The sequence below is a fragment of the Polaromonas sp. P4_H1 genome, assembly GCF_056400945.1.
Genome location: NZ_JBFUKG010000019.1, coordinates 1 through 25,553, shown reverse-complemented (window position 1 = coordinate 25,553; position 25,553 = coordinate 1). Strand labels below are relative to the sequence as shown.

Here is a 25,553-nt window from a genome sequence, read left to right as displayed (position 1 = left end):
GGCTCATTCATGCTTATGGAAGAATCCACTCCCCGCATTGAACAGCAGGACACGCCCGAAGGCCGGCTGTTTGTCGTGCGCGGGGCGTGGACGGCGTCGGGCCTCACGGGCCAGCCGGTGTGGGACGCCCTGACAGCACAGTTCGACACCCTGCGTCGCCATACCGCGCCCTCTGGCGAGGCGTCAGCCGTCCGCTGGGATTTGAGCCTGGTCGACAAGCTCGACCACCTCGGTGCGCAGGTGCTGTGGAATCACTGGGGCCGCGACTGGCCGGCACAGCTGCAGGTCGAACCCAGCCAGCGCGCGGTGCTGGAGACCGTGGCCAAATTCGCGGTCGACCCGCCAAAACCACGCGGGTCCGACTGGAAGGACCTCCTGGTGGTGCTTGGCAACCGGGCGCTGGGCCTGGTCGACCACAGCAAGGGCCTGGTGCGCCTGGTGGGCCAGTTGCTGCTCGACATCATCCGGCTTGTCCGGCACCCGAGGGAGGGCCCCTGGCGTGACCTCTCGGGTCACCTGTACCACATTGGCGCCACGGCGCTGCCCATTACCGCGCTGGTGGGATTTCTGATCGGCGTCGTGCTGGCCTACCTGATTTCGCAGCAGCTGCGCCAGTTCGGAGCAGATGCCTACATCGTGAACATTCTTGGCATCTCGCTGATCCGGGAACTCGGGCCGGTATTGGCGGCCATTCTTATTGCGGGGCGCTCCGGCTCCGCCATCACCGCCCAGATTGGCGTGATGCGCGTGACCGAAGAACTCGATGCCATGCGGGTCATGGGCATCGCCCGGGGCTTCCGGCTGGTGATGCCGCGGGCGCTGGCATTGGCGGTGGTGATGCCGCTGATCAGCGTCTGGACCACGATTGCCGCCCTGCTCGGCGGCATGCTGGCCGCCGACATTTCCATGGGCGTGACGCCCTCGTACTTCATCAACTCGCTGCCGCGGGCAGTGGATGCCGCCAACCTGACGCTGGCCACTGGCAAGTCGGTCGTGTTCGGCGTGCTGATCGCCATGGTGGGATGCCATTACGGCCTGCGTGTCAAACCCAATACCGAGAGCCTGGGGCAGGGCACCACCGCCTCGGTGGTCACGTCGATCACTGTGGTGATTCTGGTGGACGCGCTGTTTGCGGTCGTGTTTAAAAGCGTGGGCATATGAAGTATTGCCCCCACGTTCGCTCACTGCGTGTAGCTCTCTGCCCCCCGAGGGGGCCGCTGCGCCTGCGGTCTGGCAAAGCCAGTCCCGCGGCCCCTGCTGGGGTGGAGAGCCCCCACGCTTGTCACTGCGTGTACTGCGCTGCCCCCCGAGGGGGCCGCTGCGCCTGCGGTCTGGCGAAGCCAGTCCCGCGGCCCCGGCTGGGGTGGAGAGCCCCCACGCTTGTCGCCCGGATGCGAGCCGCCATCACTTTTCAGGTACGGGTTTCGATATGACTGACGCTGTCGTTGAAATCAAAAAGCTGTGGACCGTTTTTGAGAACGGCGACCGCAAAGCTGTGGTGCACAAGGACCTCGATTTGACGGTCGTGCGTGGCGAGGTGCTGTCGCTGGTGGGTGGCTCCGGCACCGGCAAGACGGTGTTGCTGCGGCAGATGCTGGGACTCGAAACGCCGACGCGTGGCGAGATCACCGTGCTGGGCAAACCGGCCGCCGAACTGGGCAAGCGCGGCGCGGCGCGGCGTGTCGGCATGCTGTTCCAGCAGGGGGCGCTGTTTTCGGCCTTCACCGTGCTCGAAAACATCGCTTTCCCATTGCGCGAACTCAAAACCCTGCCGCTGGCACTGATCCGTGAAGCGGCCATGGTCAAGCTGCAGATGGTGGGCCTGAGCCCGGATACGGCCGACAAGATGCCCAGCGACCTGTCGGGCGGCATGGTCAAGCGGGTGGCGCTGGCCCGCGCCCTCATCATGGATCCACCGCTGCTGCTGCTGGACGAACCCACGGCGGGGCTGGACCCCGACAGCTCGGACAGTTTCTGCTCCTTGCTGCGCGCGCTGCACCGGGACATGGAGCTGACCGTGGTGATGGTCACGCACGACCTCGATACGCTGTTTGAACTCAGCAGCCGCATTGCCGTGCTGGCCGAGCAGCGTGTCATCGTGAACGATGTGCCGCGGGAAGTGGTGGCTTTCCCGCATCCTTTCATTCACGAATTTTTTCTTGGCGAAAGGGGCCAGCGCGCGATGGAACTGCTGCGCGAATACCCCTTCACGGTCTAGCGCAAACCAGAAAGGTCTTCAAGATGGAAAACAAAGCCCATGCCATGGCCGCCGGCGCCTTTGTGCTGGTGGTTACTGCCCTGCTGGTGTTGCTGGCAATCTGGCTCACGCGCGACAACACCCAGCGTGACCTGTATGAAATGAGTACCGGCGAAAGCGTCTCGGGCCTGCAGCCCCAGGCCGCGGTGCGTTTTCGCGGCGTACCGGTCGGCAAGGTCGAGTTGATCGGCTTTGACGACAAGGTCAAGGGCAATGTGCTGCTCCGTGTGTCCATAGACCGCAGCGCGCCCGTGACGAAATCGACGTTTGCCACGGTGGCCTCCCAAGGCGTGACGGGACTGGGGTTTATTCAGCTCGACGACGATGACTCTTCGCCGGAACGCCTGGTGCCCAACGACGAAGACCCGCCACGCATACCGCTCAAGCCGGGCGGCCTGGACAAGCTGCTCAAGCAAAGCGATGTGATCTTTGACCAGGTGGAGCAGGCCAGCACACGCCTGAACAAGCTGCTGTCCGACGAGAACCAGGCCGCCGCGACCTCTGCCATCACGCAACTCGGCGAGGCGGCCGGCAGCCTCAACCGCGTGGCCAAGGGTCTTGAGCCCACGGTGGCGACCTTGTTGGGCCTGTCACGCGACGCCACCGTCACGCTGAAATCCGTCAAGACGGCCGCAGACGACGTCAGCACGACAGCCACCCGCTTGAGCGAAAAAGGCGGAGCGCTCGACAAGCTCTCTGAAGGCGGGACGGCCCTGGCCGCGGGCGTGGAAACCTTCGGTGCCGCCACGCTGCCCAAGCTGGGTGAAGTGGCTGATGAGGCCGCGCGTGCCATGCGCCAGTTGCGCCGCACCGTGAACGCGGTGGACGACAACCCGCAGTCCCTGATTTTCGGCAATGGCCCGCAGGTGCCCGGTCCCGGCGAGGCAGGATTTTCCGTCAACGGAGAAAAAAAATGAGGCTGATTTTTTTCAAATCCCATCACAAACCCCGTCAAGATGCTATGAATTCAATAGCTGATGCCGGGCGGTTTTACTGGATGAAATATCTTTTTTGTTCGGTGGCTGTGGCCTTGGCGCTGGGCGGCTGCTCGGCCCTGCCGGACAAGCCAACGCGCGCCACCATGTATGACTTTGGGCCCGGTGCGCTGTCAACGAATCCCGGCACACGCGAGGCGCCCTTGCCGCCGCTGGCGATCGACGACATCGGAACCAGTGGCGGCGCGCTGGACAACATGGCGCTGCTCTACCGCCTGGCCTATGCGGACGCGCAACAGCTGCGCCCCTATTCCCAGGCGCGCTGGAGCATGCCGCCCGCACAATTGATACGCCAGCGCCTGCGCGAGCGGCTGAGCCAGCGCCGCGCGGTGTTCAACGCCGGCGAGAGCGCGGCCCTTAACCGTACCCAGAACGCGGTGCTTCCGCGGCTACTGCGGCTGGACCTGGAGGAGTTCAGCCACCTCTTCACCGCACCCGATGCCAGTGTCGGCCTGATTCGCCTGCGCGCCACGCTGGTGGACGTCACGCCCGCCGGCGAAAAGCTGGTGGCGCAGCGCCATGTGATCGTGCAGCGTCCCGCGCCCAGTGCGGATGCCCCCGGCGGCGTGCGGGCGCTGACGGCGGCCACCGATGCGGCGATCGAGGAGCTGGAGCAGTGGTTGCAGCAGGCGCCCGCGCGCTAAATCAGCGGCATCCATGAAGACACTTCAAGAGCAACTCGACACTGCCGGCCTGCACGTGTTTGGCTGCTGCGAGCGGCTGAGCGCCTATGGCCCCGGCCTGTTGCAGAATTCTCCGCTGCTGCAGGACTTCACCCCTGCGGAGGCCGACATCCTGGGCGCCTCCATGCTGCTGGTGCGTGCCGAGCCTGGCCAGGTGATGATCCGGGAGGGCGAGTCGGGTGACTGGATGATGCTGATCCTCAAAGGTACCGTCGACGTGACCAAGCGCGTCGAGCCGCAGGGCGATGCGGCGGACGCAGGTGCGCCGGCCTCGGTCTCGCGGGTGGCCGTGGTGCGCAGCGGCGCGGCCGTGGGTGACATGTCCATGCTCGACAACGAGCCGCGCTACGCCAGCTGCACCGCAATCGAAGCCGTAGAGGCCGGCGTGTGGGGGCGCCATGAAATTGCCCGGTTGATCCGCGACCACCCCGGCGTGGGCGCCAAGCTGCTGGTGAAAATCACCCAGCTGATGGCGCAACGCTTGCGCAACACCAGCAACCAGCTGGTCAAGCTGCTGAGAAAAAAATGACCACCCCCGTCCGGGCTCACTTCGTGTAGCCCGTTCCCCCCTCAAGGGGGCGGCGCCTGGGGCCGGCGAAGCCGGACCCGCGGCCCCCACTGGTGAAATACCCCCACTGGTCGCGCCCACAGAACTCTTCAACCCAGCATGAGCCGCGGAACCGGCTTTGCCGGGCCGCAGGCGGGCGGCCCCCTCGGGGGGCAGCGACCCACACGAAGTGGGGGAGCGTGGGGGCTTCACATTGACTTCACGCAGGCGGGCGGCACCTCATCTGGACTTCACACGCGGTTTGCACACTTCCTTTCGTTGTCAATACGAAAGGACGTCATGAAACAAAAATTCGCAGCACTGGCCCTGGTGCTGATACTGCTGGTCCTCGCGTTGCTGAAAATCAGCGACGTGGTGCAGGACCGCCAGAACCACCGGCAGATCGCCATCCAGAGCGTGGCCCAAAGCCTGGCCGGCCCGCAGACGTTGACGGGTCCGCTCATCCACATGGCCTGCACCGAGGAATGGGAGGTCAGGAATTCCGACAGGCAGGTGCACAGCGAGCGGCGCGAATTCCTGCTGGTTGCTGCGCCGGCTTCGCTCACCCTCAAGGGCAGCAGCAAGCTGGAGCCGCGCGCCCGCGGGCTGCATGCGACGCAGGTGTTCAGCCTGAAGGCCGACCTGGTGGCCGAATGGACCGACACGGAGGCGCTCAAACCTGTCGCTGAACATGCAGGCTCGCGCATGAATTGCGGCCAACCACTGCTGATGCTGGCGGTGTCCGATGCGCGCGGCATTCGCCATGCCAGCGTGAAGGTTGGCGACCAGGTGCTGGCGCTTAAGCCGGGCACGTTCTACGGCAGCTACCCGCGCGGCGTGCATGCGTCGCTGCTGCCCGCCATGGTGCGCGCCCTGCCACTGCAGGTACAGCTCGAACTGGAACTGGTGGGTACCGAAAGCATTTCGGTGGTGCCACTGGGCGGCGATACCCGGATGCAGCTCGCGTCCAACTGGCCGCACCCGAGTTTTGGCGGCCAATTTTTGCCGGTGGACCGCAAGATCACACCGGAAGGGTTCGAGGCCAACTGGCGTGTGAGCTCGCTGGCCAGCACGGCGCAGCAGGACGTCACGCAAAGGGATGCGGCCAAGCGCAAGGGTGCCTGCCCGTCTTATGGCGATGGCTCGGCCCACGGCTCCTGCGTGGAGGCCTTTAGCGTGACTTTTGTCGATCCATCCAATACCTACGCGCTCAGTGACCGGGCCACCAAATACGGTCTGCTCTTCATTGGCCTGACTTTTCTAGCGGTGGGGCTGTTCGAGTTCATGAAGTCACTGCGCGTGCATCCCATCCAGTATTTGCTGGTCGGTGCGGCGATGAGCATGTTTTTCCTGCTGCTCGTGAGCCTGTCCGAGCACATGCCGTTTGAGAGCGCCTACGCGATTGCCTCGGCCGCCTGCGTACTCCTGCTGACCTACTACGCCAGCCACATGCTGGGCCGCTGGTCGCGCGGCCTGCCCTTTGGCTTGGGCATTGCCACCCTGTACGGCATGCTGTTTGTGCTGCTACGGATGGAGCAGACGGCCCTGTTGCTGGGCGCTGTAGCCTTGTTCGCCGTGCTGGCCGCCGTCATGATGCTGACGCGCCGGGTAGATTGGTATGCGCGCTTCAAGCAGATGGAGCCCGCCAAGCCCGAACCCGCGAAGGTGGCAGGCTGATGGGCGCCGCCCGGCTAGAAATGCAGCTCGACCCGCAAGCCGGGTTGGGTGTTGCGCACCACCATGCGGCCGCCATGCAGCAGCATGATTTGCCGCACGATGGCCAGCCCGAGACCCGAGCCCTTGGTGTGGCCGTCGGGGCGCACTGTCGAGAAAAAACGTTCGCCCAGGCGGGGCAGGGCGTAGTCCGCCACGCCGGGGCCGCTGTCCTGCACGGCAATGCGGTCCGGCCCGGCCTCCAGCGTGATGGTCGAGCCTTGGGGCGCGAACGAGCGCGCGTTTTCGAGCAGGTTGCTCAGCGCCAGGCCCAGCAGGCCGGGCTCCGCATGCACGCCGGCATGTTCCGGGCTGACTACGACTTTGACGGCATGCTGGGCCCGGCCGCCGGCCGCCACCTCAAAGGGCTTGAGGACGCCGGCCCAAAGAAGGCGCTCGCGCTCTACCTGTGCATGGCGCTGCTCCAGCTTCGTCAGCTCGAGCATGCGGTCCACCAGCGCCTGCATGCGGCTGGACTGGGCCAGTACCTGCCCCGAAAACTCGCGGCGCGCGTGTTCGGGCAGATCGTCCTGCAGCAGCTCGCCTGCGCTGCGGATCGCGGCGAGCGGGCTTTTGAGCTCGTGCGTCAGGGCGCGCACGTAATCTTCTATGTACTCGTGGCCCTCGAGCTTCAGGCGCATGGCATCGATTGCCATGGCCAGCTCGCCAAGCTCACCCGGTATTTGCGGCACCGCGGGCTTGGCACCCTGTCCGACGGCGTTGGCATAGTGGCGCAGCTTGCGAATGCTCCACACCACCCACAGCGTCACCGCCACACCGATGGCCAGCGACAACACCAATAGCAGCAGGCCGCTCAGAAAAATCTTCCGCTCGGCCCGGTCGATGAAGGCCTGGATGGTGGACATCGGCTTGGCGACGGTCAGCACGCCTATGATTTTTCCGTCGCTCTGCACAGGTGCTGCCACATACATCACCGACGTGCGGTCGTCCTGCTGCACCTCGCGGGTGGCGCGCGCGCCGTATTCGCCGCGCAGGGTGCGGGCCACGTCGCGCCAGCGTGAATAGTCCTGGCCCGTCGCCACGTTTTCGGAATCAAACACCACCTTGCCGTCCGCGTCGGTGACGTACACGCGGAAATCCAGCGACTGCTTGGCCAGGCCCCAGATCTGCGCATCAATCGGTCGCCTGGCATAGCTGCGCACATGGCCGGCAAAGCGGCCGTCCGCGATGGCGCCGGCCGCCAGGTCGTCGCCGGCCAGCTCGGCCAGGATATTGGCCGTGTCCACCATCATGTCTTCCATGACTTCGCGCACGCTGGGTTTGACTTCGGCCATGAAGACGCGCAGCGTGAAGAACGCCGCCAGGCCGGTGACCAGGAAAAAACCGAACAGCAGGCGTATGCCCAGGCGCATGTCAGCTGCCTTTGGCGCGGTTGATATCCAGGCTGTAGCCCATGCCTCGGTGGGTCACGATGTAGTCGTGCTCCGGCGCCACTTCCTGCAGCTTGGCGCGCAGGGTTTTGATGTGCGTATCCACCGTGCGGTCCGTGCTGTCCGAATCCGTGCCCCAGACCGCATTGAGTAGCTCATCGCGCGAGCGAATGCGTTCGCGGTGACGCAGCAAATCGGCTAGCAGGCCGAACTCGCGGCGCGTCAGGTTGAGCGGGCGGCCGTTCAGGCTCACGCGCTGGCCCGCGGTGTCGATCTCGAAAGGATTGCCAGCCAGCGCTGGCGCGGGGGCCGGCATGCGCGCGCGCCGCAGCAGGCTGCGCACGCGCGCCAGCAGCTCGCGCGGGCTGAAGGGCTTGCTCACGTAATCGTCGGCGCCCAGCTCCAGCCCCAGCACGCGGTCGATTTCCTCACCCTGGGCGCTGAGCATCAGCACCGGCAGGTTGCCGGCGGCCCGCAGCTCGCGGCACAAATCCAGGCCGCTGCCGTCGGGCAGGCCGACGTCAAGGATCACCGCATCGGGCGGACTCCGGCTGATCTGGGTGCGTGCGTCGCCCAGCAGCAGGCTGTGGGTCACGGTGAGGCCGTCGCGTTCCAGGGTGTAAATGATGGAGCGGGCGATCGCGGGGTCGTCTTCGACCAGCAGGATACGTGCGCTGGTCATCCGCAGCAAAGCGGGATCGCCCCCGCAAAGAATGTTTTTCCGCCGGGCCGCCTCATCCGTCGATACAGGGCGACCGGAAGGTTGCGCAGGGCTCTGCTCCAGCAGGGGCCGCGGAACCGGCTTTGCCGGGCCGCAGGCGCAGCGGCCCCCTCGGGGGGCAGCGCATTACACGCAGTGAAAAGCGTGGGGGCCATTTAACTGCGCAGCACAGGGAACAACTTGCCCAGGCCGTCGGCCATGACTTCCACGGCCAGCGCGGCCAGTATCAGTCCCATCAGGCGTGTCATGACATTGATGCCGGTTTTCCCCAGCACGCGGGCAATCGGTTCGGCCAGCGAAAAGCACAACGCCGTCGCCAGGCCGATCACCACGCCGTAGCCCACCAGGGTGCCGAGCTGGAAAAACGTCTTGGCCTTTTCCGCATAGATCACCACGGTGGACATGGTGGCCGGGCCGGTGAGCAGCGGGATGGTCAGCGGCACCACGGCGATGCTGGCACCCCTGGCCGCCTTTTCCGCTCCGTCCTCCATCTCGTGGGTGTTGGGTTTGGCTTCGGCTGGCTGGGCATTGAGCATGTTCATGGAACTGATCAGCAGCAGCATGCCGCCGCCCACCTGGAAGCTTGCCAGCGAGATGCTGAAGAACTCGAGAATCTGCAGCCCCGCGAGGGCGCTGATGGCAATCACGACAAAGGCGCTGAACGATGCCGTGGCGATGGTGCGCTGCCGCTGCGACTTTGAAAAATCCTGGGTGTAGTGAATGAAAAACGGCACGATGGCCAGCGGGTTGACGATGGCCAGCAGGGTCACCAAAGGTTTGAAGTCCATCATTGCTCTTTCAAAGAGTCCATGCAATTTCCCGACGGGCCGCCCCTAGGAAAATTAGCCCCCTCGGGGGGCAGCGAAGTACGCGAAGCGACAAGCGTGGGGGCCAAATTTCCCGACGGGCCGCCCCTAGGGAAATTAGCCCCCGAGGGGCTGGAGCCTGCGGCTCCAAGCCTGCTTGAGCAGGTTTGGACAGGCGACAGAGGCGAAGCGTCTGGCGAGCCGCGGCCTGCAAGGCCTCGCGCCTTACGCAAAGCGAAATCGTGGGGGCCATGCCATCCATCAGCGGCCGCCGGCGACGTCAAGCAAGGCGCCCGTGGTGTAGCTGGCCTGGTCGCCCAGCAGCCAGACGATCGATTCAGCCACTTCCCGGGCAGTGCCGGCGCGCTGCATCGGCACCTGGGGCGCCACGTCGCGCGCGCGGTTGGGCAGCCCGCCCGAGGCGTGGATGTCGGTCTCGATGACGCCCGGGCGAACCGCGTTAACCCGGATGCCTTCAGCGGCGACTTCCTTGGCCAGCCCAAGGGTGAAGGTATCGATGGCGCCCTTGGCCGATGCATAGTCCACATACTGGCCCGGCGAGCCGAGCCGGGCGGCGGCACTGGACACATTGACGATGCTGCCACCGCTGCCGCCATAACGCGTGCTCATGCGTTTGACCGCTTCGCGGGCACAGAGAAAAGAGCCGAACACATTGATTTCAAACATGCGCTGAAGGCGTTCCAGCGTGATGCCGTCGACCCGCGTGGTCTGGTCCACGACGCCCGCGTTGTTGACCAGTGCGTTCAGGCGGCCGAGTTTGGCATCGACCGTTTCGAACATGGCCAGCACCTCGCGCTCCTTCGCCACGTCGGCCTGCACGCTGAGGGCCTGGCCCCCGGCTTCGCGGATCTGCCGGACCACCGCCTCAGCCGCCATCGAATTGCTGGCGTAGTTGACGGCAACCGCAAAACCCTGCCGGGCTGCCAGCAGGGCCGCTGCCGCGCCAATGCCGCGCGAGCCCCCGGTAATCAGAACAACTTTGGACAAGGCCTGTCTCCTGCAAAAAAGGGCAATCCCGTGTACAAACCGGGCTTGAATCAGGTCAATGTACTTTAATTGGTGCCGGATGGCGCGCACTTTCAACCGGAGACTGTTTTGAGCTCATCAGTGGACTATTACTTCTCGGCGCAGAGCCCATGGACCTACCTGGGGCATGAGCGCTTTGCGCAGATGGCCCGTGCCAGCGGCGCGGCGGTACGCGTGATGCCGGTGGACCTGGGCGGCAAGGTTTTTCCCGTTTCAGGCGGGCTGCCGCTGGGCGAGCGCGCTCCGCAGCGGCAGGCCTACCGGCTGCTGGAGCTGCGGCGCTTCTCGGACCACCTGCGCATGCCGCTGAACCTCAAGCCCCGGTACTTCCCGGTGGCCGGGGACGATGCCTCGCGCCTTATCATCGCGGTGGACCTGCACGACGGCAGCGATGCGGCCATGACAATAGGCGGCGCGATCTTCACCGCGGTGTGGGTGCGCGAGCGCAACATCGCCGATGCGCAAGTGCTGGCCGAGCTGCTCGCCGAATGCGGTTTGAATGCCGGGCGCCTGGAGCAGTCCCGCGACCCGGCCGTGCAGGCGCATTACGAGGCCAATACGCGGCGGGCCATTGACGCCGGCGTGTTCGGCGCGCCCAGCTATGTGGTTGACGGAGAGCTGTTCTGGGGTCAGGATAGGCTCGATTTTGTGGAGCGCAAGCTCAAGGCCGGCTAGGGCCACCTGGCAGCACCTGGCCCCTTGCCGTTCAACTTGCCGTTCCATTGCCTGATTTCGATTTTCAATCCCGGCATCGCCGGTTTCCAACAGAGGAGTAAGCATTTCATGGGCCAATTCATTGAACTCAAGTCTGCCGATGGTTTCGCCGTTCCGGCGTACGTGGCACAGCCCGAGGGCACACCCCGCGCCGCGGTCGTGGTGCTGCAGGAAATCTTCGGCGTCAACTCGCACATCCGGGCCGTTGCCGACCGCTTCGCGGCGCAGGGCTACCTGGCGGTGGCGCCGGCCACCTTTGCGCGCGTCAAACCCGACGTGGATCTGGGCTACACCGAGGCCGACATGACGGCCGGCTTCGAGTTGAAAACCGCCGTGGCCGCGCTGCCGGGCGCCGGGGTGCTGCCAGACATTCAGGCGGCGATTGACCATGCGGCCCAGGCCAGCGGCGGCAAGGTGGGCATCATCGGGTTTTGCTGGGGCGGGCTGCTGACCTGGCATGCCGCCTGCATGCTCAAGGGCCTGAGCGCGGCCGTCGCCTATTACGGCGGCGGCATCACGGCCGAGGACGAAATTGCGCGCCAGCCGCAGTGCCCGGTCATGGCGCACTTCGGCGACCAGGACCACTGGATCCCGATGGAAGGCATTGCCGCGTTCACCAAGGCGCACCCGGAAGTGGAAGTGCATGTGTACGCGGCCAACCATGGCTTTAATTGCGACCAGCGCGGCTCCTACAACGAGGCAGCGGCCAACCTGGCGCGCGAGCGTTCGCTGGCCTTTTTTGCCGCCAAGCTGGCCTGACGTCCATGCCGGCGGTTGCGGGTTGCCGGTCGATGGGGCCTCGGGCCCTGTTGAAGTGCATGTTCGCAGCGATTGGTTTGGTAGCGCTCAGCACGCCAATCCATGCGGCTGACTATGCCGGCCCGCTGTTTGATGCCCACCTGCACTACAACGAGGAAGCCTGGAATTGCAGGGAACGCAGCGCCGGGCCGCCCCAAGCAAGTTCAGCCCCTTTTCCTCATGAAAGGGGCAGCGCAACGCCGAAGGCACGCGAAGCGACAAGCGTGGGGGCTTCGTGTAGCGGCCCGCACGGCCCGGCCGATGTGCTGGCCCGCATGAAGCGCAACGGCGTGAAGGCCATCGTGGCCAACTCGCGGCCTAATGACGGCACCCGGGCGCTGGCCGCGCTGGAGCAGACCCGGCAGGCCGGTGTCACGGTCGTGCCCTTCATCCGCCTTTACCGCAACCGCGCCGACTACGACAACTGGTTCCGCGATGAATCGATTTACGAGATGGTGCGGTCGGAATTTGCCCGCGGTGTTTCCGGCGACCAGGCCGGGCCTTACAAGGGCATTGGCGAATTCCATTTGTATGACAGCGCCAACGCAAAGGAGACCAACGGGCCGGTGGCCAAAAAGCTCATGCAGTTTGCCGCGAAGCACCGGCTGGCGGTTCTTGCGCATGTGGACGACACGGCGATTGACCTGCTGATGGCCCATGCACCCGAAGCCCGGCTGATCTGGGCGCATACCGGCATTGGCGGCCCGCCCGTGGCGCGGGTGGATGAGCTGTTGGCCAGATACCCGCAGCTCATGGGTGAGCTGTCTTACCGCCCCGGTCTGGTCTGTGACGGCGGGAAACTGTGCGCCGAGTGGCGCGCGCTGCTGCTCAAATATCCCGGCCGCTTCATGATCGGATCGGACACCTGGATCAACCAGCGCTGGCTGTATTACGACGACTTAATGAAAGGATACAGAGTCTGGCTGGGCGACCTGCCCGCCGACGTGGCGCGCAAGATTGCCTGGGGCAATGCGGCCGAAATTTTTAGCGTCATGGAGAAATAGTGCCCGGAAAGTGCGTGATCGCAGCGGACTCTTCAACCAAGCAGGGGCCGCGGAACTGGCTTTGCCAGGCCGCAGGCGCAGCGCCCCCCCGGGGGGGGCAGCGAACCACACGCAGTGGGGGGGTGTGGGGGCCAAGACCATTCAAGCAGGGGCCGCGGGACTGGCTTCGCCAGACCGCAGGCGCAGCGGCCCCCTCGGGGGGCAGGGAGCTACACGCAGTGAGCGACCGTGGGGGCACAATGTGCAGATGATCCAGCTGTATTACTCCCCCAGTTCCGCCGCCATGGCGCCGCATATCCTGCTTGAAGAGCTGGGCGTGCCGTTTGAGAAAATCCTGGTCGACACCTCCACGGGTGCGCACCGCAGCGAGACCTATCGCCGGATCAATCCCAATGGCCTGGTGCCGGCGCTGGCCGATGGCGACCTGGTGCTCTACGAATCCGCCGCGATCTGCCTGCACCTGTGCGACACCCATCCGCAGGCCGGCTTGGCGCCGGCGCTGGGAACCGCCGAGCGCGCGCACTTTTACAAATGGCTGATGTGGCTCACCAACACCCTGCAAGCCACGCTGATCATTTATTTTTATACCGAACGCTGGATGGATGAAGGCAACAGCGCCGGCGTTGCGGAGCTGAAGTCGCATGCCGAAGCCAAGGTCGGCCTGATGCTGGACCAACTGGATGCCGAGCTGGCGCGGCTTGAAGCAAGCCATGCCAAGCCCTGGCTGCTCGGGGCGGATTTCTCGGCGGTGGACATCTACGCGATGATGCTGTGCCGCTGGACGCGCAACTTCGCCTCGTCGCCGGCCCGCAACCGTACCCATCTGGGGCCGTATCTGCAACGTGTACTGGCGCGCCCTGCCGTGATCCGGGCGTTTGCCGCCGAAGGCCTGGCCCAGCCCTGGGTCTAGCCGGTTCTCTGATCATTCAGCGCCTGCTCTGCGGGGTCGCTTTGCTGCGCCTGATCGATCTGGGCAATCAGCTTTTCGGGGTCCGTGGTTTTCTTCAGGATGCGTGTGCTAGTGGCTGGTCCTGGCCAGGTAACGTTTGCGCCAGAACACGGCCGCCACCACAGCCACAATGAGCACCATGACGGCAAGGGTCCACCAAAACCCTGACGATGAATGGATGATGGGCAGGAACTCGAAGTTCATGCCGAAAAATCCGGTGATCAGGTTCAGCGGCAGGAAGATGGCCGTCAGCGCCGTCAGGGTCCGCATGATGTCGTTGGTGCGGTGGCTTTGCGCATTGAAATGCATTTGTACTGCGGTCTCCGCGCTTTGCTCCATACGGCGGACATGGTGCACGACGCGCTCGATGTGCTCGAGCACATCGCGGGAGCGCACCTTGAGCAGTTCGCGTTCGCGCTGCGCGGCGGGCGTGGTGCCCTCGGGCCAGGTTTCAACCGAATCGATCCAGTCCTGGGTCGCCGCCCGCTGGTCTTCACAAATCTCGTCGAGCTGGTGCATCGCCAGGCGCGCCTCCATCAGCGCGCTCCAGTTGTTGAACCTGGCGTGGGGATTGAGCAGTTCGTGTTGCCAATGGTCAAGCTGCCGTGTCAGCTCGCGCCGCAAGGCGAGGTAGCCGTCCACGATGTGGTTGACGATGCGCAGCATCAGGTCTGCCGGGCTGGCCGGCAACCTGACACCGGCATCGCGTGATTCGGATGAGGTGGCATTGAGCAATTTTTGGGCGTAGGCCTCGCGCACCGCGCAGTCAGCGGGATGCACGGTCAGCAGCACACGGTCAAACACTGCAAAGCCGACCGGGCTGGTGTCGATGCGCTGCAGGATAGGCGGGCCGCCGCGCTTGCGGCTCTGGTGCAGCGGCTGCCCGGGTTGCGCCAGATCGGTTTCCGTCTGGCCGGTGGCCAGCCGGCGAAACACCAGAACGTCGTATTGCGAGGTGTAGTCGTAATGCGAAGGCAGCTGGTTGTTCAGCAGGTCGCTGACATGCAGGTCCACCAGCTGCGTGCCGCACAGGGTCTGCAGGCAGGCCTGGATTTGCGCTTGCAGCACCTCGAACTCGCGCCGCGCACAGGCGATCCAGACAAAGCCCTGCGCGGGCAGCTGGGCGGGCAGGGCATCGGTTTCGACAATGCCCTGGGTGCCGGAGGAAATATTGAAAACACGCATGGACGCTGAAACCCCTGCAGTTGAGTATCAAATTGGCCTGTAGCCCTTGCCGGCTGGCTGTACCAGGCTACTTTTTTGATCGTAACCCCGGGCGGGGGGCGGCAAGGCGGAAAGGCAGAACGGCGCTCTCAGGCCTGCCGCAACTGCCTGGCGGCGTCTATTGCGAAGTAGGTCAGCACGCCATCGGCGCCCGCGCGTTTGAAGGCCAGCAGGCTTTCCATCATCACCGCGTCGTGGTCCAGCCAGCCGTTCTGGGCGGCGGCCTTGAGCATGGCGTACTCGCCGCTGACCTGGTAGGCGAAGGTGGGCACCTGAAACTCGTCCTTCACACGCCGCACGATGTCCAGATAGGGCATGCCGGGCTTGACCATCACCATGTCGGCGCCTTCGGCAATGTCCATGGCCACCTCGCGCAGCGCCTCGTCGCTGTTGCCCGGGTCCATCTGGTAGACCTTTTTGTCGGCCTTGCCCAGGTTGCCGGCGGAGCCGACCGCGTCGCGAAAGGGGCCATAAAAGGCACTGGCGTATTTGGCGCTGTAGGCCATGATGCGGGTATGGATGAGTTTTCTGGCTTCCAGCGCCTGGCGGATCGCGCCGATCCGGCCATCCATCATGTCGCTGGGCGCCACGATGTCCACACCGGCTTCGGCCTGGGTCAGCGCCTGTCCGACCAGGATCTCGATGGTTTCATCATTCAGGATATAGCCGGTGGTCGGGTCGGGCAGGCCATCCTGCCCGTGGCTGGTGAAGGGGTCGAGCGCCACGTCTGTCATCACGCCCAGTTCGGGAAACCGCTTCTTCAGCTCGCGCACCACTCGCGGCACCAGCCCCTCGGGGTTCAAGGCTTCCCGCCCGTCGGGGGTCTTCAAGGAGCCGTCGATCACCGGAAACAGCGCCATGACCGGTATGCCCAGTTTGACGCACTCTTCGGCCACCGGCAGCAGCAAATCCAGGCTGAGCCGCTCCACGCCCGGCATCGAGGCGATGGCTTCACGGCGCTGGCTGCCGTCGGTGACGAAGACCGGATAAATCAGGTCGTGCGCGCTGAGGGCGTTTTCGCGGACCAGGTTGCGGGTGAAGCTGTCGCGGCGCAGGCGCCGGGGCCGGCCGATGGGGAAGGGGGCGAAGTTGGATGCGTGCAGGGTCATGGCCAAATTGTGCCAAAGCTTCGTCCCGGCCACGAATTATTTGCCCCGCAGGCTTTGGCGGTCCGCTTTGTTTCGGCCTGAAATTGCAGGATTCTGTCCAAACGCCCATTGCCAAGGCCTGTCCGGGGTGGTTAGAATCCACGCGTGTGGTTACCAGTTTGGAAGCTGCATCCCGCTTTTCCTCCCTGAGCGGGGCCTTTGCGTGTGACAGCAAAAAGGCTTACCAGCCCGGTTGGCCTTGTGCCAGCCGGGCATTTTTTTGCCCGCTCGGGGCGAACCCCCCATCACGCAAAGGGAAAAGCGAAAGCGGTCTCAACTGCTGGGCGGGTTTTTAAACCAGTAGGGGCCGCGGGACTGGCTTCGCCAGACCGCAGGCGCAGCGGCCCCCTCGGGGGGCAGCGCATTACGCGAAGTGAAAAGCGTGGGGGCTACAAACGTGGGGGCTACACTCCCCCGGATGCTCTGGGTCAAATCACTTCACATCGTTTTTGTTGCCAGCTGGTTTGCGGGGCTTTTTTACCTGCCGCGCATTTTTGTAAACCTGGCCATGGTGCCGCCGGCAAGCGTGGCGGAGCGCGAGCGGCTGATCCTGATGGCGCGCAAGCTGATGCGTTTCACCACCATCCTGGCGGTTCCAGCCTTGGGCTTCGGCCTGTGGCTGTACCTCGGCTACGGCATTGGCCGCGGCCCGGGCAACGGTTGGATGCACGCCAAGCTGGCCGTGGTGGTGCTGGTGATCGGCTACCACCACGCCTGCGGCCGCCTTTTGGCGAAATTCGTCGCCAACCGCAATACACGCAGCCACCAATGGTTTCGCGGGTTCAACGAAGTGCCCGTGCTGCTGCTGCTGGCCGCAGTGATACTGGTCGTCGTCAAGCCCTTCTAGCGCACAGGACGACACCGCGTGAAGCCCCCGACCCCACCAGCACACGCGGCCGAACCGGCTCCGCCGGGCGTCTCGCGTGGTCCCCTGCAAGGGGAAAAGGCACTACACGAAGCGCAGCGAAGTGAGAACGATAGGGGTGTGCCACAGCCGGCGCCCAGAACCACCGCCTGGCCGCTGGCACTGGTAGCCATCTGCCTGATTGTTTACGCAAGCCTTTATCCGTTTGCCGACTGGCGCGACCAGGGCATCTCGCCGCTGCGGTTTCTGACGGCGCCGTTGCCGCGCTACTGGACCGGTTTCGATGTCGGGGCCAACCTGCTGGGCTATGCGCCGCTGGGGTTGCTGCTGACGCTGTCGGTGTTGTCGACGTTCGGCAGCCGGCGCGCCGGGTGGTCGGTCTGCGCGGCGGTGCTGATGGCGGCGCTGCTGTCGCTGACCATGGAAACGCTGCAAAGCTACCTGCCATCGCGCATCGCTTCCAACGTGGATCTGGCCCTCAATACGCTGGGTGCCTTGCTGGGCGCCTGCTGCGCGTGGGTGCTGGAGAAAACCGGCCTGGTGGATCGCTGGAGCCGCTTCAGGGGGCGCTGGTTTGCCCAGGATGCAAGCGGCGCGCTGGTGCTGCTGCTGCTGTGGCCGCCCGCGTTGCTGTTTCCGGCGGCGGTGCCCCTGGGGCTGGGCCAGGTTTTCGAGCGGCTGGAGTCTGCGCTGGCCGAAGCCCTGATGGACTCCCCCTTCCTGGAGTGGATGCCGGTGCGGGATGTGGAGCTGCAGCCGCTGGTCCCGCTTGCCGAACTGGTGTGCGTGGCGCTCGGCGCGCTGATTCCCTGCCTGCTGGGCTATAGCATCATCCGCACGCTGTGGCAGCGCGTGGCCTTCGCGGCGGCGATGCTGGCGACCGGTGTGGCCGCCTCGGCGCTGTCGGCGGCCCTCAGCTATGGGCCCGAACATGCCTGGGCCTGGCTGGATGTGCCGGTGCAGGCGGGCGTGGCGCTCGCGGCCTTGCTGGCCGTGATGCTGCTGGCCGTGCCGCGCCGTGGCGCCGCGGCCGTTGCCCTGCTGGCGCTGGCGATCCAGTTGGGGCTGCTGAACCAGGCGCCTGCCGATCCCTATTTTGCCCAGACCCTGCAAACCTGGGAGCAGGGCCGCTTCATCCGTTTTCACGGCCTGGTTCAGTGGCTGGGCTGGCTGTGGCCCTATGCGGTCATGCTGTATGTGCTGGTGCGGCTTTCCAGCCCCGAACACCCGCGGCCGGGTGAAAAGTAAAATCGGTCCATGACTCCATCCATTTCCCCAGACGTTGTGCCGACGGCCGCAAAGGCTGACTCCTATTACGAGCGGCATATTTTCTTTTGCCTGAACCAGCGCGCCCCTGGCGAAGACTGTTGCGCCAATCACCGCGCGCAGGAAGGTTTTGACCGCTGCAAATCACAGGTGAAGGCGGCCGGACTGGCGGGGCCGGGCAAAGTGCGGGTCAACAAGGCCGGCTGCCTGGACCGCTGTGCCGGCGGCCCGGTGGCGGTGGTTTATCCCGAAGCGGTCTGGTATAGCTATGTGGATGCCGACGATATCGATGAGATCGTCGAGTCCCACCTCAAGAATGGCAAGGTGGTGGAGCGCCTGCTGACGCCCGCGCATCTGGGTCGTTGAGGTGAGGCTGGGCGGGCCGGTGCGGCGCTTCAGGTCCGGTACAGGCCGGATAGGTCGTTCCTCTTTTTGTAGCGTCTCAACTGAACAGAAAGTTTTCCCGTGAATTCCCACACCCGCAAATCAAGCATCCAGGGTCCGGCTGGCGCCCTGGAAATTGCGCTGGACGCACCCGCCGGCATTTCCCGGGGCATGGCGATCATTGCCCATCCGCACCCGCTGTTCGGCGGCACGATGGACAACAAGGTGGTGCAGACCCTGGCGCGAGCCTTCCTTCACTGCGGCTGGACGGCCGTGCGCTTCAACTTCCGGGGCGTGGGCGGCAGTGCCGGCAGCCATGACGAGGGCCGGGGCGAGCTCGACGACCTGCTGGCCGTCGTGCAACATGTGTCGCCCATGCCGGACGGCGACGGCGACGCCGGCGCGGGTGGGAGCGCGCTGGCACTGGCCGGGTTTTCCTTTGGCGCTTTTGTCACCACGCATGCCTTTGCCCGCCTCAACCCCGTTCGCGTTATTGAAAAACTCGTGCTGGTCGGCACCAGCGTCAGCCGGGCGCCGGCCGCGCCGATTGACGCGGCCGCGCACCTGAAGACGCTGGTGGTCCATGGCGAGCAGGACGACACCGTGCTGCTGCCCGCCGTGCTGGACTGGGCGCGCCCACAGGCACTTCCTGTTACGGTTGTGCCCGGAGGCGGTCATTTCTTTCATGGACAATTGCCGCTGCTGAAAAATCTGGTGATCCGCCACCTGGCTTCGCCCGCGCTCTGAGCTTTTCGGATCCTTTGCGGTTTCTCGCTCCCTTTCTCCCATTCCTCCCCCTTTTTCCCTTCCCCTTAACGAGTTTCCCGACATGTACTGTTCACTCAAGGCTCCAGGCGGCCTGCGCGGCGCCGCCGCCACCCTGCTCCTGGTTGCCTCCTTTTTCCTTCCCGCCGCGCACGCGCAAGCCCCCCAGGTGCCCGAGATTGCCGCGCGTTCGTATTTGCTGCTGGATATGACGGCCAACCAGATCCTGGCGGCCAAAGACATTGATTCCCCGATCGAGCCGGCCTCGCTGACCAAGCTCATGACCGAGTACCTGGTGTTTGATGCGCTCAAATCCAAAAAAATCGACCTCAAGCAAACCTTCGGCGTGAGCGAGCGGGCCTGGAAGATGCCGGGCTCCCGCATGTTCATCGACCCCAAAATGCAGGTGCCGGTGGAAGACCTGATCAAGGGCATGGTGGTGCAGTCGGGCAACGACGCCACGATGGCGCTCGCCGAAGGCGTGGGCGGAACGGCTGAGCACTTTGTGCGGCTCATGAACGAGCAGGCCAAGGCCCTGGGCATGAAATCCACGGCCTATAAAAACCCGGAAGGCCTGACCGAGCCGGGGCACACCACCACGGCGCGCGACCTGAGCATCCTGGCGACCCGACTGATGCGTGATTTCCCCGACTACATCGGCTATTCAGCGATCAAGAAGTACCGCTATCCCGGCACGCCTGCGGCCAATGACACCAACCGCAACACCCTGCTGTTCCGGGATCCCACCGTGGACGGCCTGAAAACCGGCCACACCGAGGCAGCGGGTTACTGCATGATCGCCACGGCCAGGCGCGACTTCCCGAATCTGGGCGCCGGCGGCGCCCCCGGTGGCCGTCGCCTGCTGGCCATCGTGCTGGGCACGTCCAGCGACAGCGCCCGCGCCAACGAGTCGCAAAAACTGCTGAACTGGGGCTACACCGCCTTTGAGGCGGTCAAGCTCTTCGACGCGGGGCAGGCAGTGGTCGCGCCTTCGGTCTGGAAAGGCAAGAGTTCTACCGTGAAGCTGGGCCGACCCGAAGCCATTGTGGTCGCCGTGGCGGCTGGCAGCGCTCCCAAGGTCAAAACCCAGGTCGCCAGGCCCGATCCTTTGGTGGCACCTTTTGTGAAGAGCCAGCAGCTGGGAGTCCTCAAGGTCATGCTGGGTGAGAACCCCACGCCGGTGGCCGAGGTGCCGCTGGTGGCGCTGGAAGCCGTGGAAGAGGCGGGCATTCTCGGGCGCGCCTGGGACTCCATCCGCCTCTGGATCAAGTAAGCCGCCGCATCTGATGCGCCAGGTCTTCGGAAAACCTAGAGTGAAGAATTCAATGTTGGTGCATACTTTTTTGAAAGTGTGCGCTAACACTATTGCTTAAGGTCGTTCGCCTTACGGTCTGAAATCCGCCGTCGGGGGCGCTGATCTCATGGCAGGCGGACGCCATCATTGCGGCGCTGGCCGCGTTTTGCTTGAGCGTTTTCACTATCCGGTTTATACTAGAAGGCTTTTCCGCTTTTGCAGCGGGAAATATTTGTGGCCGCGCATCAACCGCGGTAATTAGTTTTCAGACGTTTAGGGACGTTTTTCAATGCCAACCATCAATCAGTTAGTCCGTCAGGGGCGCGAGGTCGAAAAGATCAAGTCCAAGAGCCCTGCGATGGAGAATTCTCCGCAGCGCCGCGGTGTGTGCACCCGTGTGTACACCACGACGCCTAAAAAGCCAAACTCCGCTCTGCGTAAGGTCGCCAAGGTGCGCCTGACCAACGGGTTTGAAATCATTTCCTACATCGGCGGCGAAGGCCACAACCTGCAGGAACACAGCGTGGTGCTGGTTCGCGGCGGTCGTGTCAAGGACTTGCCTGGTGTGCGTTACCACATCGTTCGTGGCTCGCTCGACCTGCAAGGCGTGAAAGACCGCAAGCAGTCGCGTTCCAAGTACGGTGCGAAGAAGCCAAAGGCCAAATAAGCCAAACCGGCTCGGGTTTTTCTCTTCATTGAGAGCTCGCGCCAGAAGAAGTTGTCACAGAAGTCTGTGATAGTTCCTTCGAAACAGGTGTTTCACTCGCCCTGGCAGGTGTTTGAAACGAAGTGACCCAAGTGCAAATTGGTTGCGCCGGTCGAGTAAGTGAGGGTTTGATAACTCTCGCGGTGTTGCCTTAAGAGGCGGTGCCAACTGAAGCAAAGAGGTGAAAAAATGCCACGTCGTCGCGAAGTCCCTAAACGTGAAATTCTTCCTGATCCAAAATTTGGCGACGTTGATCTCGCCAAATTCATGAACGTGATCATGCAAGGCGGCAAGAAGGCCGTCGCAGAGCGCATCATTTATGGCGCGCTCGACTTTATCGAGAAAAAGAACCCCGGCAAAGACCCGCTGGAGGCTTTCCACATGGCCATCGGCAACATCAAGCCCATGGTTGAGGTGAAATCCCGCCGTGTCGGCGGCGCCAACTACCAGGTGCCGGTTGAAGTGCGTCCCGTCCGCCGTATGGCCCTGGCCATGCGTTGGCTGAAGGAAGCCGCCAAGAAGCGCGGCGAGAAGTCCATGTCCCTGCGTCTGGCCAATGAGCTGATGGAAGCGACCGAAGGCCGTGGCGGCGCCATGAAAAAGCGTGACGAAGTTCACCGCATGGCAGAAGCCAACAAGGCGTTCAGCCACTTCCGCTTCTAAGTTCCGATTGCAGTGTTTGCTGCATTGATTTGACGGGTTGCCGGGCGGTCTCAAGGTGGTCATCACCTTGATTCCTGGCGGTTCAACCCCAATTTCTGCCAGCTGGGCGCACAACGCACAGCCGGCAGATGCTTCAAAAACAATGAGAGCTGTTTTTGGCAACGAGTCTTTGTTCGTCAACCCGAACTGAAAGTAATTTATGTCCCGCGCTACCCCCATTCAAAACTACCGCAACATCGGCATTTCCGCGCACATCGACGCCGGCAAGACCACGACTACCGAGCGGATTCTTTTTTACACCGGCGTGAACCACAAGATTGGTGAAGTGCACGACGGCGCCGCCACCATGGACTGGATGGAGCAGGAACAGGAGCGTGGCATCACGATCACTTCCGCTGCCACCACCTGCTTCTGGAAGGGCATGGACACGTCCCTGCCCGAGCACCGCATCAACATCATCGACACCCCTGGCCACGTGGACTTCACCATCGAGGTGGAGCGTTCCATGCGCGTGCTCGACGGCGCCTGCATGGTGTACTGCGCCGTGGGCGGCGTTCAGCCCCAGTCTGAAACCGTCTGGCGCCAAGCCAACAAATACAAGGTTCCCCGCCTCGCGTTCGTCAACAAGATGGACCGCACCGGCGCGAACTTCTTCAAAGTCGTCGAGCAGATGAAACTGCGCCTGAAGGCCAGCCCTGTGCCCATGGTGATTCCCATTGGTGCTGAAGAAAACTTCACCGGCGTGGTCGACCTGCTGAAAATGAAGGCCATCATCTGGGACGAAGCCTCGCAAGGCATGAAGTTCACTTACAGCGAAATTCCCGCCGAGCTCGTCGAGCTGGCCAAGGAATGGCGCGAAAAAATGGTTGAGGCTGCTGCCGAGTCGTCCGAAGAACTGATGAACAAATACCTTGAAGAAGGTGATTTGAGCGAAGCTGAAATCAAGCTGGGCATCCGCACGCGTACCATTGCCAGCGAAATCCAGCCGATGTACTGCGGCTCCGCGTTCAAGAACAAGGGCGTGCAGCGCATGCTGGACGCCGTGATTGAATTCATGCCGTCGCCGATCGACATTCCTCCCGTCAAGGGCATGGACGAAGATGAAGCGCCCGTCACCCGCAAGGCTGACGACGAAGAGAAATTCTCTGCGCTTGCATTCAAGCTGATGACTGACCCGTTTGTGGGCCAGCTCACTTTCGTGCGCGTTTACTCCGGCGTCCTGAAAAAGGGCGACAGCGTTTACAACCCGATCAAGGGCAAGAAAGAGCGTATCGGCCGTATCGTGCAGATGCACGCGAACAACCGTGAAGAAGTCAGCGAAATCCGCGCCGGCGACATCGCCGCCTGCGTGGGCCTCAAAGACGTGACCACGGGCGAAACCCTGTGCGATCCCGATGCCATCGTCATGCTCGAGCGCATGGTGTTCCCTGAGCCCGTGATTACGCAGGCCGTGGAACCCAAGACCAAGGCCGACCAGGAAAAAATGGGCATCGCCCTGCAGCGCCTGGCGCAGGAAGATCCGTCTTTCCGCGTCAAGACCGACGAAGAGTCCGGCCAGACCCTGATTGCCGGCATGGGCGAGCTGCATCTGGAAATCATCGTGGACCGCATGAAGCGCGAATTCGGCGTGGAAGCCAACGTGGGCAAGCCGCAAGTGGCTTACCGCGAAACCATCCGCAAGACCGTGGAAGACGCGGAAGGCAAGTTCGTGCGCCAGTCCGGCGGCAAGGGCCAGTACGGCCACGTTGTGCTCAAGATCGAACCCAACGAAGCCGGCAAGGGCATCGAATTCATCGACGCCATCAAGGGTGGTGTGGTTCCTCGCGAATACATCCCCGCGGTGGAAAAGGGCATCAACGAAGCCGTCACGTCCGGCGTGCTGGCCGGTTATCCGGTGGTTGACGTCAAGGTCACGCTGCACTTCGGTTCGTACCACGATGTGGACTCGAACGAACTGGCCTTCAAGATGGCCGCCATCTTTGGTTTCAAGGAAGGCTGCCGCAAGGCGGGCCCGGTGATTCTGGAGCCGATGATGGCCGTGGAAGTGGAAACACCTGAAGACTACGCCGGCAACGTGATGGGCGATCTGTCTTCACGCCGCGGCATGGTGCAGGGCATGGAAGACATGGTCGGTGGCGGCAAGGCCATCAAGGCCGAAGTGCCCCTGTCCGAAATGTTCGGTTATTCGACGACGCTGCGTTCGATGTCGCAGGGCCGTGCAACGTACTCCATGGAGTTCAAGCACTACTCTGAAGCACCGCGCAACGTGTCGGAAGCCATCATGGCTGCGCGCGCCAAGTAAGCAAAAACCGGTGCCGGCCTCCTAGGGGGCCGGCATCACATTTTCTTGTCTGCGATTGTGTGCCACTTTGTACCCGTGCGAAGTGAATCAGCAACACAGTGCAGACGTTAAACCGTACACGGGCATGTTCTTTATCTGGAGAGAAAAATGGCAAAAGGCAAATTTGAGCGGACCAAGCCGCACGTCAACGTCGGCACGATTGGCCACGTGGACCATGGCAAGACGACCCTGACGGCGGCGATCACGACCGTGCTGGCATCCAAGTTCGGCGGCGAAGCCAAAGGTTACGACCAGATTGACGCGGCCCCCGAAGAAAAGGCCCGCGGCATCACCATCAACACCGCCCACGTCGAGTACGAGACGGCGAACCGCCACTACGCCCACGTCGACTGCCCCGGCCACGCCGACTACGTCAAAAACATGATCACCGGCGCGGCCCAGATGGACGGCGCCATTTTGGTGTGCTCCGCCGCTGACGGCCCCATGCCCCAGACCCGCGAGCACATCCTGCTGGCCCGCCAGGTCGGCGTGCCYTACATCATCGTGTTCCTGAACAAGTGCGACATGGTCGACGACGCCGARCTGCTCGAACTCGTCGAAATGGAAGTGCGCGAGCTGCTCGACAAGTACGAYTTCCCCGGCGACAAGACCCCCATCATCCACGGCTCCGCCAAGCTCGCCATGGAAGGCGACAAGGGTCCCCTGGGTGAAGAAGCCATCATGAAGCTGGCCGAAGCCCTGGACACCTACATCCCCCTGCCCGAGCGCGCAGTGGACGGCGCCTTCCTGATGCCCGTGGAAGACGTGTTCTCCATCTCCGGCCGCGGCACCGTCGTGACCGGCCGTGTCGAGCGCGGTGTGATCAAGGTCGGCGAAGAGATCGAGATCGTCGGTATTGCCGACACGCAAAAGACCACCTGCACCGGCGTCGAGATGTTCCGCAAGCTGCTCGACCAGGGYCAGGCCGGCGACAACGTCGGTATTTTGCTGCGCGGCACCAAGCGCGAAGACGTGCAGCGCGGCCAGGTGCTGTGCAAGCCCGGCTCGATCAAGCCRCACACGCACTTCACCGGCGAGATCTACGTGCTGAGCAAGGACGAAGGCGGCCGCCACACGCCCTTCTTCAACAACTACCGCCCCCAGTTCTACTTCCGCACGACGGACGTGACGGGCGCGATCGAGTTGCCAGAAGGCAAGGAAATGGTCATGCCAGGCGACAACGTGTCGATCACCGTCAAGCTGATCAACCCGATCGCCATGGAAGAAGGCCTGCGCTTTGCCATCCGCGAAGGCGGCAAGACCGTTGGGCGC

At 63.7% G+C, this 25,553-nt stretch carries 25 protein-coding genes; 19 read left to right on the top strand and 6 right to left on the bottom strand.

All coding sequences use genetic code 11. From position 1 onward, the window contains the following. The first annotated feature begins 15 nt into the window (after positions 1-15). From AC1DS5_RS20945 to creD, 6 genes are all read left to right on the top strand, one after another. Positions 16-1,161: an MlaE family ABC transporter permease gene (locus AC1DS5_RS20945; RefSeq protein WP_477720186.1), complete on the top strand. Its 1,146-nt coding sequence runs from the start codon at positions 16-18 to the stop codon at positions 1,159-1,161. 268 nt (positions 1,162-1,429) lie between these two features. Further along, positions 1,430-2,218: an ABC transporter ATP-binding protein gene (locus AC1DS5_RS20940; protein ID WP_477720185.1), complete on the top strand. Its 789-nt coding sequence runs from the start codon at positions 1,430-1,432 to the stop codon at positions 2,216-2,218. A 23-nt stretch (positions 2,219-2,241) separates the two neighbouring features. Beyond that, entirely contained in the window at positions 2,242-3,174 is a 933-nt protein-coding gene (locus AC1DS5_RS20935) for an MlaD family protein (protein ID WP_477720184.1), read from the top strand. A gap of 44 nt (positions 3,175-3,218) precedes the next feature. Further along, a complete protein-coding gene (locus tag AC1DS5_RS20930) occupies positions 3,219-3,896 on the top strand; it encodes an ABC-type transport auxiliary lipoprotein family protein (RefSeq protein WP_477720183.1) in 678 nt (225 codons plus the stop codon). Positions 3,897-3,909: 13 nt separating this feature from the next. Next, on the top strand, positions 3,910-4,464 hold the full coding sequence (locus AC1DS5_RS20925; RefSeq protein WP_477720182.1) for a Crp/Fnr family transcriptional regulator: 555 nt from the start codon (positions 3,910-3,912) through the stop codon (positions 4,462-4,464). A gap of 318 nt (positions 4,465-4,782) precedes the next feature. Continuing rightward, positions 4,783-6,159: a cell envelope integrity protein CreD gene (creD, locus tag AC1DS5_RS20920; protein WP_477720181.1), complete on the top strand. Its 1,377-nt coding sequence runs from the start codon at positions 4,783-4,785 to the stop codon at positions 6,157-6,159. A 14-nt stretch (positions 6,160-6,173) separates the two neighbouring features. On the opposite strand, the gene creC is transcribed toward creD, so the two are convergent. From creC to AC1DS5_RS20900, 4 genes are all read right to left on the bottom strand, one after another. Continuing rightward, positions 6,174-7,568 (bottom strand): two-component system sensor histidine kinase CreC, encoded by a 1,395-nt coding sequence (creC, locus tag AC1DS5_RS20915; protein ID WP_477720180.1) that lies wholly within the window; start codon positions 7,566-7,568, stop codon positions 6,174-6,176. A 1-nt stretch (position 7,569) separates the two neighbouring features. Continuing rightward, entirely contained in the window at positions 7,570-8,268 is a 699-nt protein-coding gene (gene creB, locus AC1DS5_RS20910) for a two-component system response regulator CreB (protein WP_477720179.1), read from the bottom strand. Positions 8,269-8,462: 194 nt separating this feature from the next. Beyond that, the gene (locus tag AC1DS5_RS20905) at positions 8,463-9,095 is read right to left on the bottom strand and encodes a MarC family protein (protein ID WP_477720251.1); all 633 of its coding nucleotides are present in this window, start codon (positions 9,093-9,095) and stop codon (positions 8,463-8,465) included. A 279-nt stretch (positions 9,096-9,374) separates the two neighbouring features. After that, positions 9,375-10,121 carry an SDR family oxidoreductase gene (locus tag AC1DS5_RS20900; RefSeq protein WP_477720178.1) on the bottom strand — a complete coding sequence of 249 codons (747 nt, stop codon included), beginning with the start codon at positions 10,119-10,121 and terminating at the stop codon, positions 9,375-9,377. A 108-nt stretch (positions 10,122-10,229) separates the two neighbouring features. Here AC1DS5_RS20900 and AC1DS5_RS20895 point away from each other — a divergent pair, with 108 nt between their 5' ends. The 4 genes from AC1DS5_RS20895 (at position 10,230) to AC1DS5_RS20880 (ending at position 13,586) form a co-directional block, all read left to right on the top strand. Further along, complete coding sequence (locus AC1DS5_RS20895; protein ID WP_477720177.1) at positions 10,230-10,835, top strand: DsbA family protein; 606 nt, start codon at positions 10,230-10,232, stop codon at positions 10,833-10,835. Positions 10,836-10,943: 108 nt separating this feature from the next. Continuing rightward, the gene (locus AC1DS5_RS20890; RefSeq protein ID WP_477720176.1) at positions 10,944-11,633 is read left to right on the top strand and encodes a dienelactone hydrolase family protein; all 690 of its coding nucleotides are present in this window, start codon (positions 10,944-10,946) and stop codon (positions 11,631-11,633) included. A 59-nt stretch (positions 11,634-11,692) separates the two neighbouring features. After that, positions 11,693-12,676, top strand: coding sequence for an amidohydrolase family protein (locus tag AC1DS5_RS20885; RefSeq protein WP_477720175.1), 984 nt, complete (start codon positions 11,693-11,695; stop codon positions 12,674-12,676). A gap of 247 nt (positions 12,677-12,923) precedes the next feature. Then, a complete protein-coding gene (locus AC1DS5_RS20880) occupies positions 12,924-13,586 on the top strand; it encodes a glutathione S-transferase family protein (protein WP_477720174.1) in 663 nt (220 codons plus the stop codon). Between the two features lie 108 nt (positions 13,587-13,694). Here the strand turns inward: AC1DS5_RS20880 and AC1DS5_RS20875 are convergent, their stop codons facing one another. After that, positions 13,695-14,810, bottom strand: coding sequence for a magnesium transporter CorA family protein (locus AC1DS5_RS20875; protein WP_477720173.1), 1,116 nt, complete (start codon positions 14,808-14,810; stop codon positions 13,695-13,697). A gap of 128 nt (positions 14,811-14,938) precedes the next feature. Beyond that, positions 14,939-15,958, bottom strand: coding sequence for a porphobilinogen synthase (gene hemB, locus AC1DS5_RS20870; protein WP_477720172.1), 1,020 nt, complete (start codon positions 15,956-15,958; stop codon positions 14,939-14,941). Positions 15,959-16,415: 457 nt separating this feature from the next. Here hemB and AC1DS5_RS20865 point away from each other — a divergent pair, with 457 nt between their 5' ends. The 9 genes from AC1DS5_RS20865 to tuf form a co-directional block, all read left to right on the top strand. Then, complete coding sequence (locus tag AC1DS5_RS20865; protein ID WP_477720171.1) at positions 16,416-16,844, top strand: CopD family protein; 429 nt, start codon at positions 16,416-16,418, stop codon at positions 16,842-16,844. Positions 16,845-16,982: 138 nt separating this feature from the next. Then, a complete protein-coding gene (locus AC1DS5_RS20860; protein ID WP_477720170.1) occupies positions 16,983-18,110 on the top strand; it encodes a VanZ family protein in 1,128 nt (375 codons plus the stop codon). A gap of 9 nt (positions 18,111-18,119) precedes the next feature. After that, entirely contained in the window at positions 18,120-18,494 is a 375-nt protein-coding gene (locus AC1DS5_RS20855) for a (2Fe-2S) ferredoxin domain-containing protein (RefSeq protein ID WP_477720169.1), read from the top strand. A gap of 99 nt (positions 18,495-18,593) precedes the next feature. Further along, positions 18,594-19,259 (top strand): alpha/beta hydrolase, encoded by a 666-nt coding sequence (locus AC1DS5_RS20850; protein WP_477720168.1) that lies wholly within the window; start codon positions 18,594-18,596, stop codon positions 19,257-19,259. An 82-nt stretch (positions 19,260-19,341) separates the two neighbouring features. Next, the gene (locus AC1DS5_RS20845) at positions 19,342-20,550 is read left to right on the top strand and encodes a D-alanyl-D-alanine carboxypeptidase family protein (RefSeq protein WP_477720167.1); all 1,209 of its coding nucleotides are present in this window, start codon (positions 19,342-19,344) and stop codon (positions 20,548-20,550) included. A gap of 310 nt (positions 20,551-20,860) precedes the next feature. Further along, positions 20,861-21,238: a 30S ribosomal protein S12 gene (gene rpsL, locus AC1DS5_RS20840; protein ID WP_092130055.1), complete on the top strand. Its 378-nt coding sequence runs from the start codon at positions 20,861-20,863 to the stop codon at positions 21,236-21,238. A 228-nt stretch (positions 21,239-21,466) separates the two neighbouring features. Further along, positions 21,467-21,940 (top strand): 30S ribosomal protein S7, encoded by a 474-nt coding sequence (gene rpsG, locus AC1DS5_RS20835; RefSeq protein WP_011481226.1) that lies wholly within the window; start codon positions 21,467-21,469, stop codon positions 21,938-21,940. A gap of 199 nt (positions 21,941-22,139) precedes the next feature. After that, entirely contained in the window at positions 22,140-24,242 is a 2,103-nt protein-coding gene (gene fusA / locus AC1DS5_RS20830; protein WP_477720166.1) for an elongation factor G, read from the top strand. A 147-nt stretch (positions 24,243-24,389) separates the two neighbouring features. Then, positions 24,390-25,553 (top strand): elongation factor Tu (tuf, locus tag AC1DS5_RS20825; RefSeq protein WP_477720165.1); only part of this gene is annotated, 1,164 nt, incomplete at its 3' end.

What these genes read in the sequence shown, in the direction of transcription:
- AC1DS5_RS20945 (WP_477720186.1), top strand. Translation starts at nt 16, where the DNA reads ATGGAAGAATCCACTCCCCGCATTGAACAGCAGGACACGCCCGAAGGC.
- AC1DS5_RS20940 (WP_477720185.1), top strand. Translation starts at nt 1,430, where the DNA reads ATGACTGACGCTGTCGTTGAAATCAAAAAGCTGTGGACCGTTTTTGAG.
- AC1DS5_RS20935 (WP_477720184.1), top strand. Translation starts at nt 2,242, where the DNA reads ATGGAAAACAAAGCCCATGCCATGGCCGCCGGCGCCTTTGTGCTGGTG.
- AC1DS5_RS20930 (WP_477720183.1), top strand. Translation starts at nt 3,219, where the DNA reads ATGAATTCAATAGCTGATGCCGGGCGGTTTTACTGGATGAAATATCTT.
- AC1DS5_RS20925 (WP_477720182.1), top strand. Translation starts at nt 3,910, where the DNA reads ATGAAGACACTTCAAGAGCAACTCGACACTGCCGGCCTGCACGTGTTT.
- creD (WP_477720181.1), top strand. Translation starts at nt 4,783, where the DNA reads ATGAAACAAAAATTCGCAGCACTGGCCCTGGTGCTGATACTGCTGGTC.
- creC (WP_477720180.1), bottom strand. Translation starts at nt 7,568, where the DNA reads ATGCGCCTGGGCATACGCCTGCTGTTCGGTTTTTTCCTGGTCACCGGC.
- creB (WP_477720179.1), bottom strand. Translation starts at nt 8,268, where the DNA reads ATGACCAGCGCACGTATCCTGCTGGTCGAAGACGACCCCGCGATCGCC.
- AC1DS5_RS20905 (WP_477720251.1), bottom strand. Translation starts at nt 9,095, where the DNA reads ATGGACTTCAAACCTTTGGTGACCCTGCTGGCCATCGTCAACCCGCTG.
- AC1DS5_RS20890 (WP_477720176.1), top strand. Translation starts at nt 10,944, where the DNA reads ATGGGCCAATTCATTGAACTCAAGTCTGCCGATGGTTTCGCCGTTCCG.
- AC1DS5_RS20885 (WP_477720175.1), top strand. Translation starts at nt 11,693, where the DNA reads ATGTTCGCAGCGATTGGTTTGGTAGCGCTCAGCACGCCAATCCATGCG.
- AC1DS5_RS20880 (WP_477720174.1), top strand. Translation starts at nt 12,924, where the DNA reads ATGATCCAGCTGTATTACTCCCCCAGTTCCGCCGCCATGGCGCCGCAT.
- AC1DS5_RS20875 (WP_477720173.1), bottom strand. Translation starts at nt 14,810, where the DNA reads ATGCGTGTTTTCAATATTTCCTCCGGCACCCAGGGCATTGTCGAAACC.
- hemB (WP_477720172.1), bottom strand. Translation starts at nt 15,958, where the DNA reads ATGACCCTGCACGCATCCAACTTCGCCCCCTTCCCCATCGGCCGGCCC.
- AC1DS5_RS20865 (WP_477720171.1), top strand. Translation starts at nt 16,416, where the DNA reads ATGCTCTGGGTCAAATCACTTCACATCGTTTTTGTTGCCAGCTGGTTT.
- AC1DS5_RS20855 (WP_477720169.1), top strand. Translation starts at nt 18,120, where the DNA reads ATGACTCCATCCATTTCCCCAGACGTTGTGCCGACGGCCGCAAAGGCT.
- AC1DS5_RS20845 (WP_477720167.1), top strand. Translation starts at nt 19,342, where the DNA reads ATGTACTGTTCACTCAAGGCTCCAGGCGGCCTGCGCGGCGCCGCCGCC.
- rpsL (WP_092130055.1), top strand. Translation starts at nt 20,861, where the DNA reads ATGCCAACCATCAATCAGTTAGTCCGTCAGGGGCGCGAGGTCGAAAAG.
- rpsG (WP_011481226.1), top strand. Translation starts at nt 21,467, where the DNA reads ATGCCACGTCGTCGCGAAGTCCCTAAACGTGAAATTCTTCCTGATCCA.
- fusA (WP_477720166.1), top strand. Translation starts at nt 22,140, where the DNA reads ATGTCCCGCGCTACCCCCATTCAAAACTACCGCAACATCGGCATTTCC.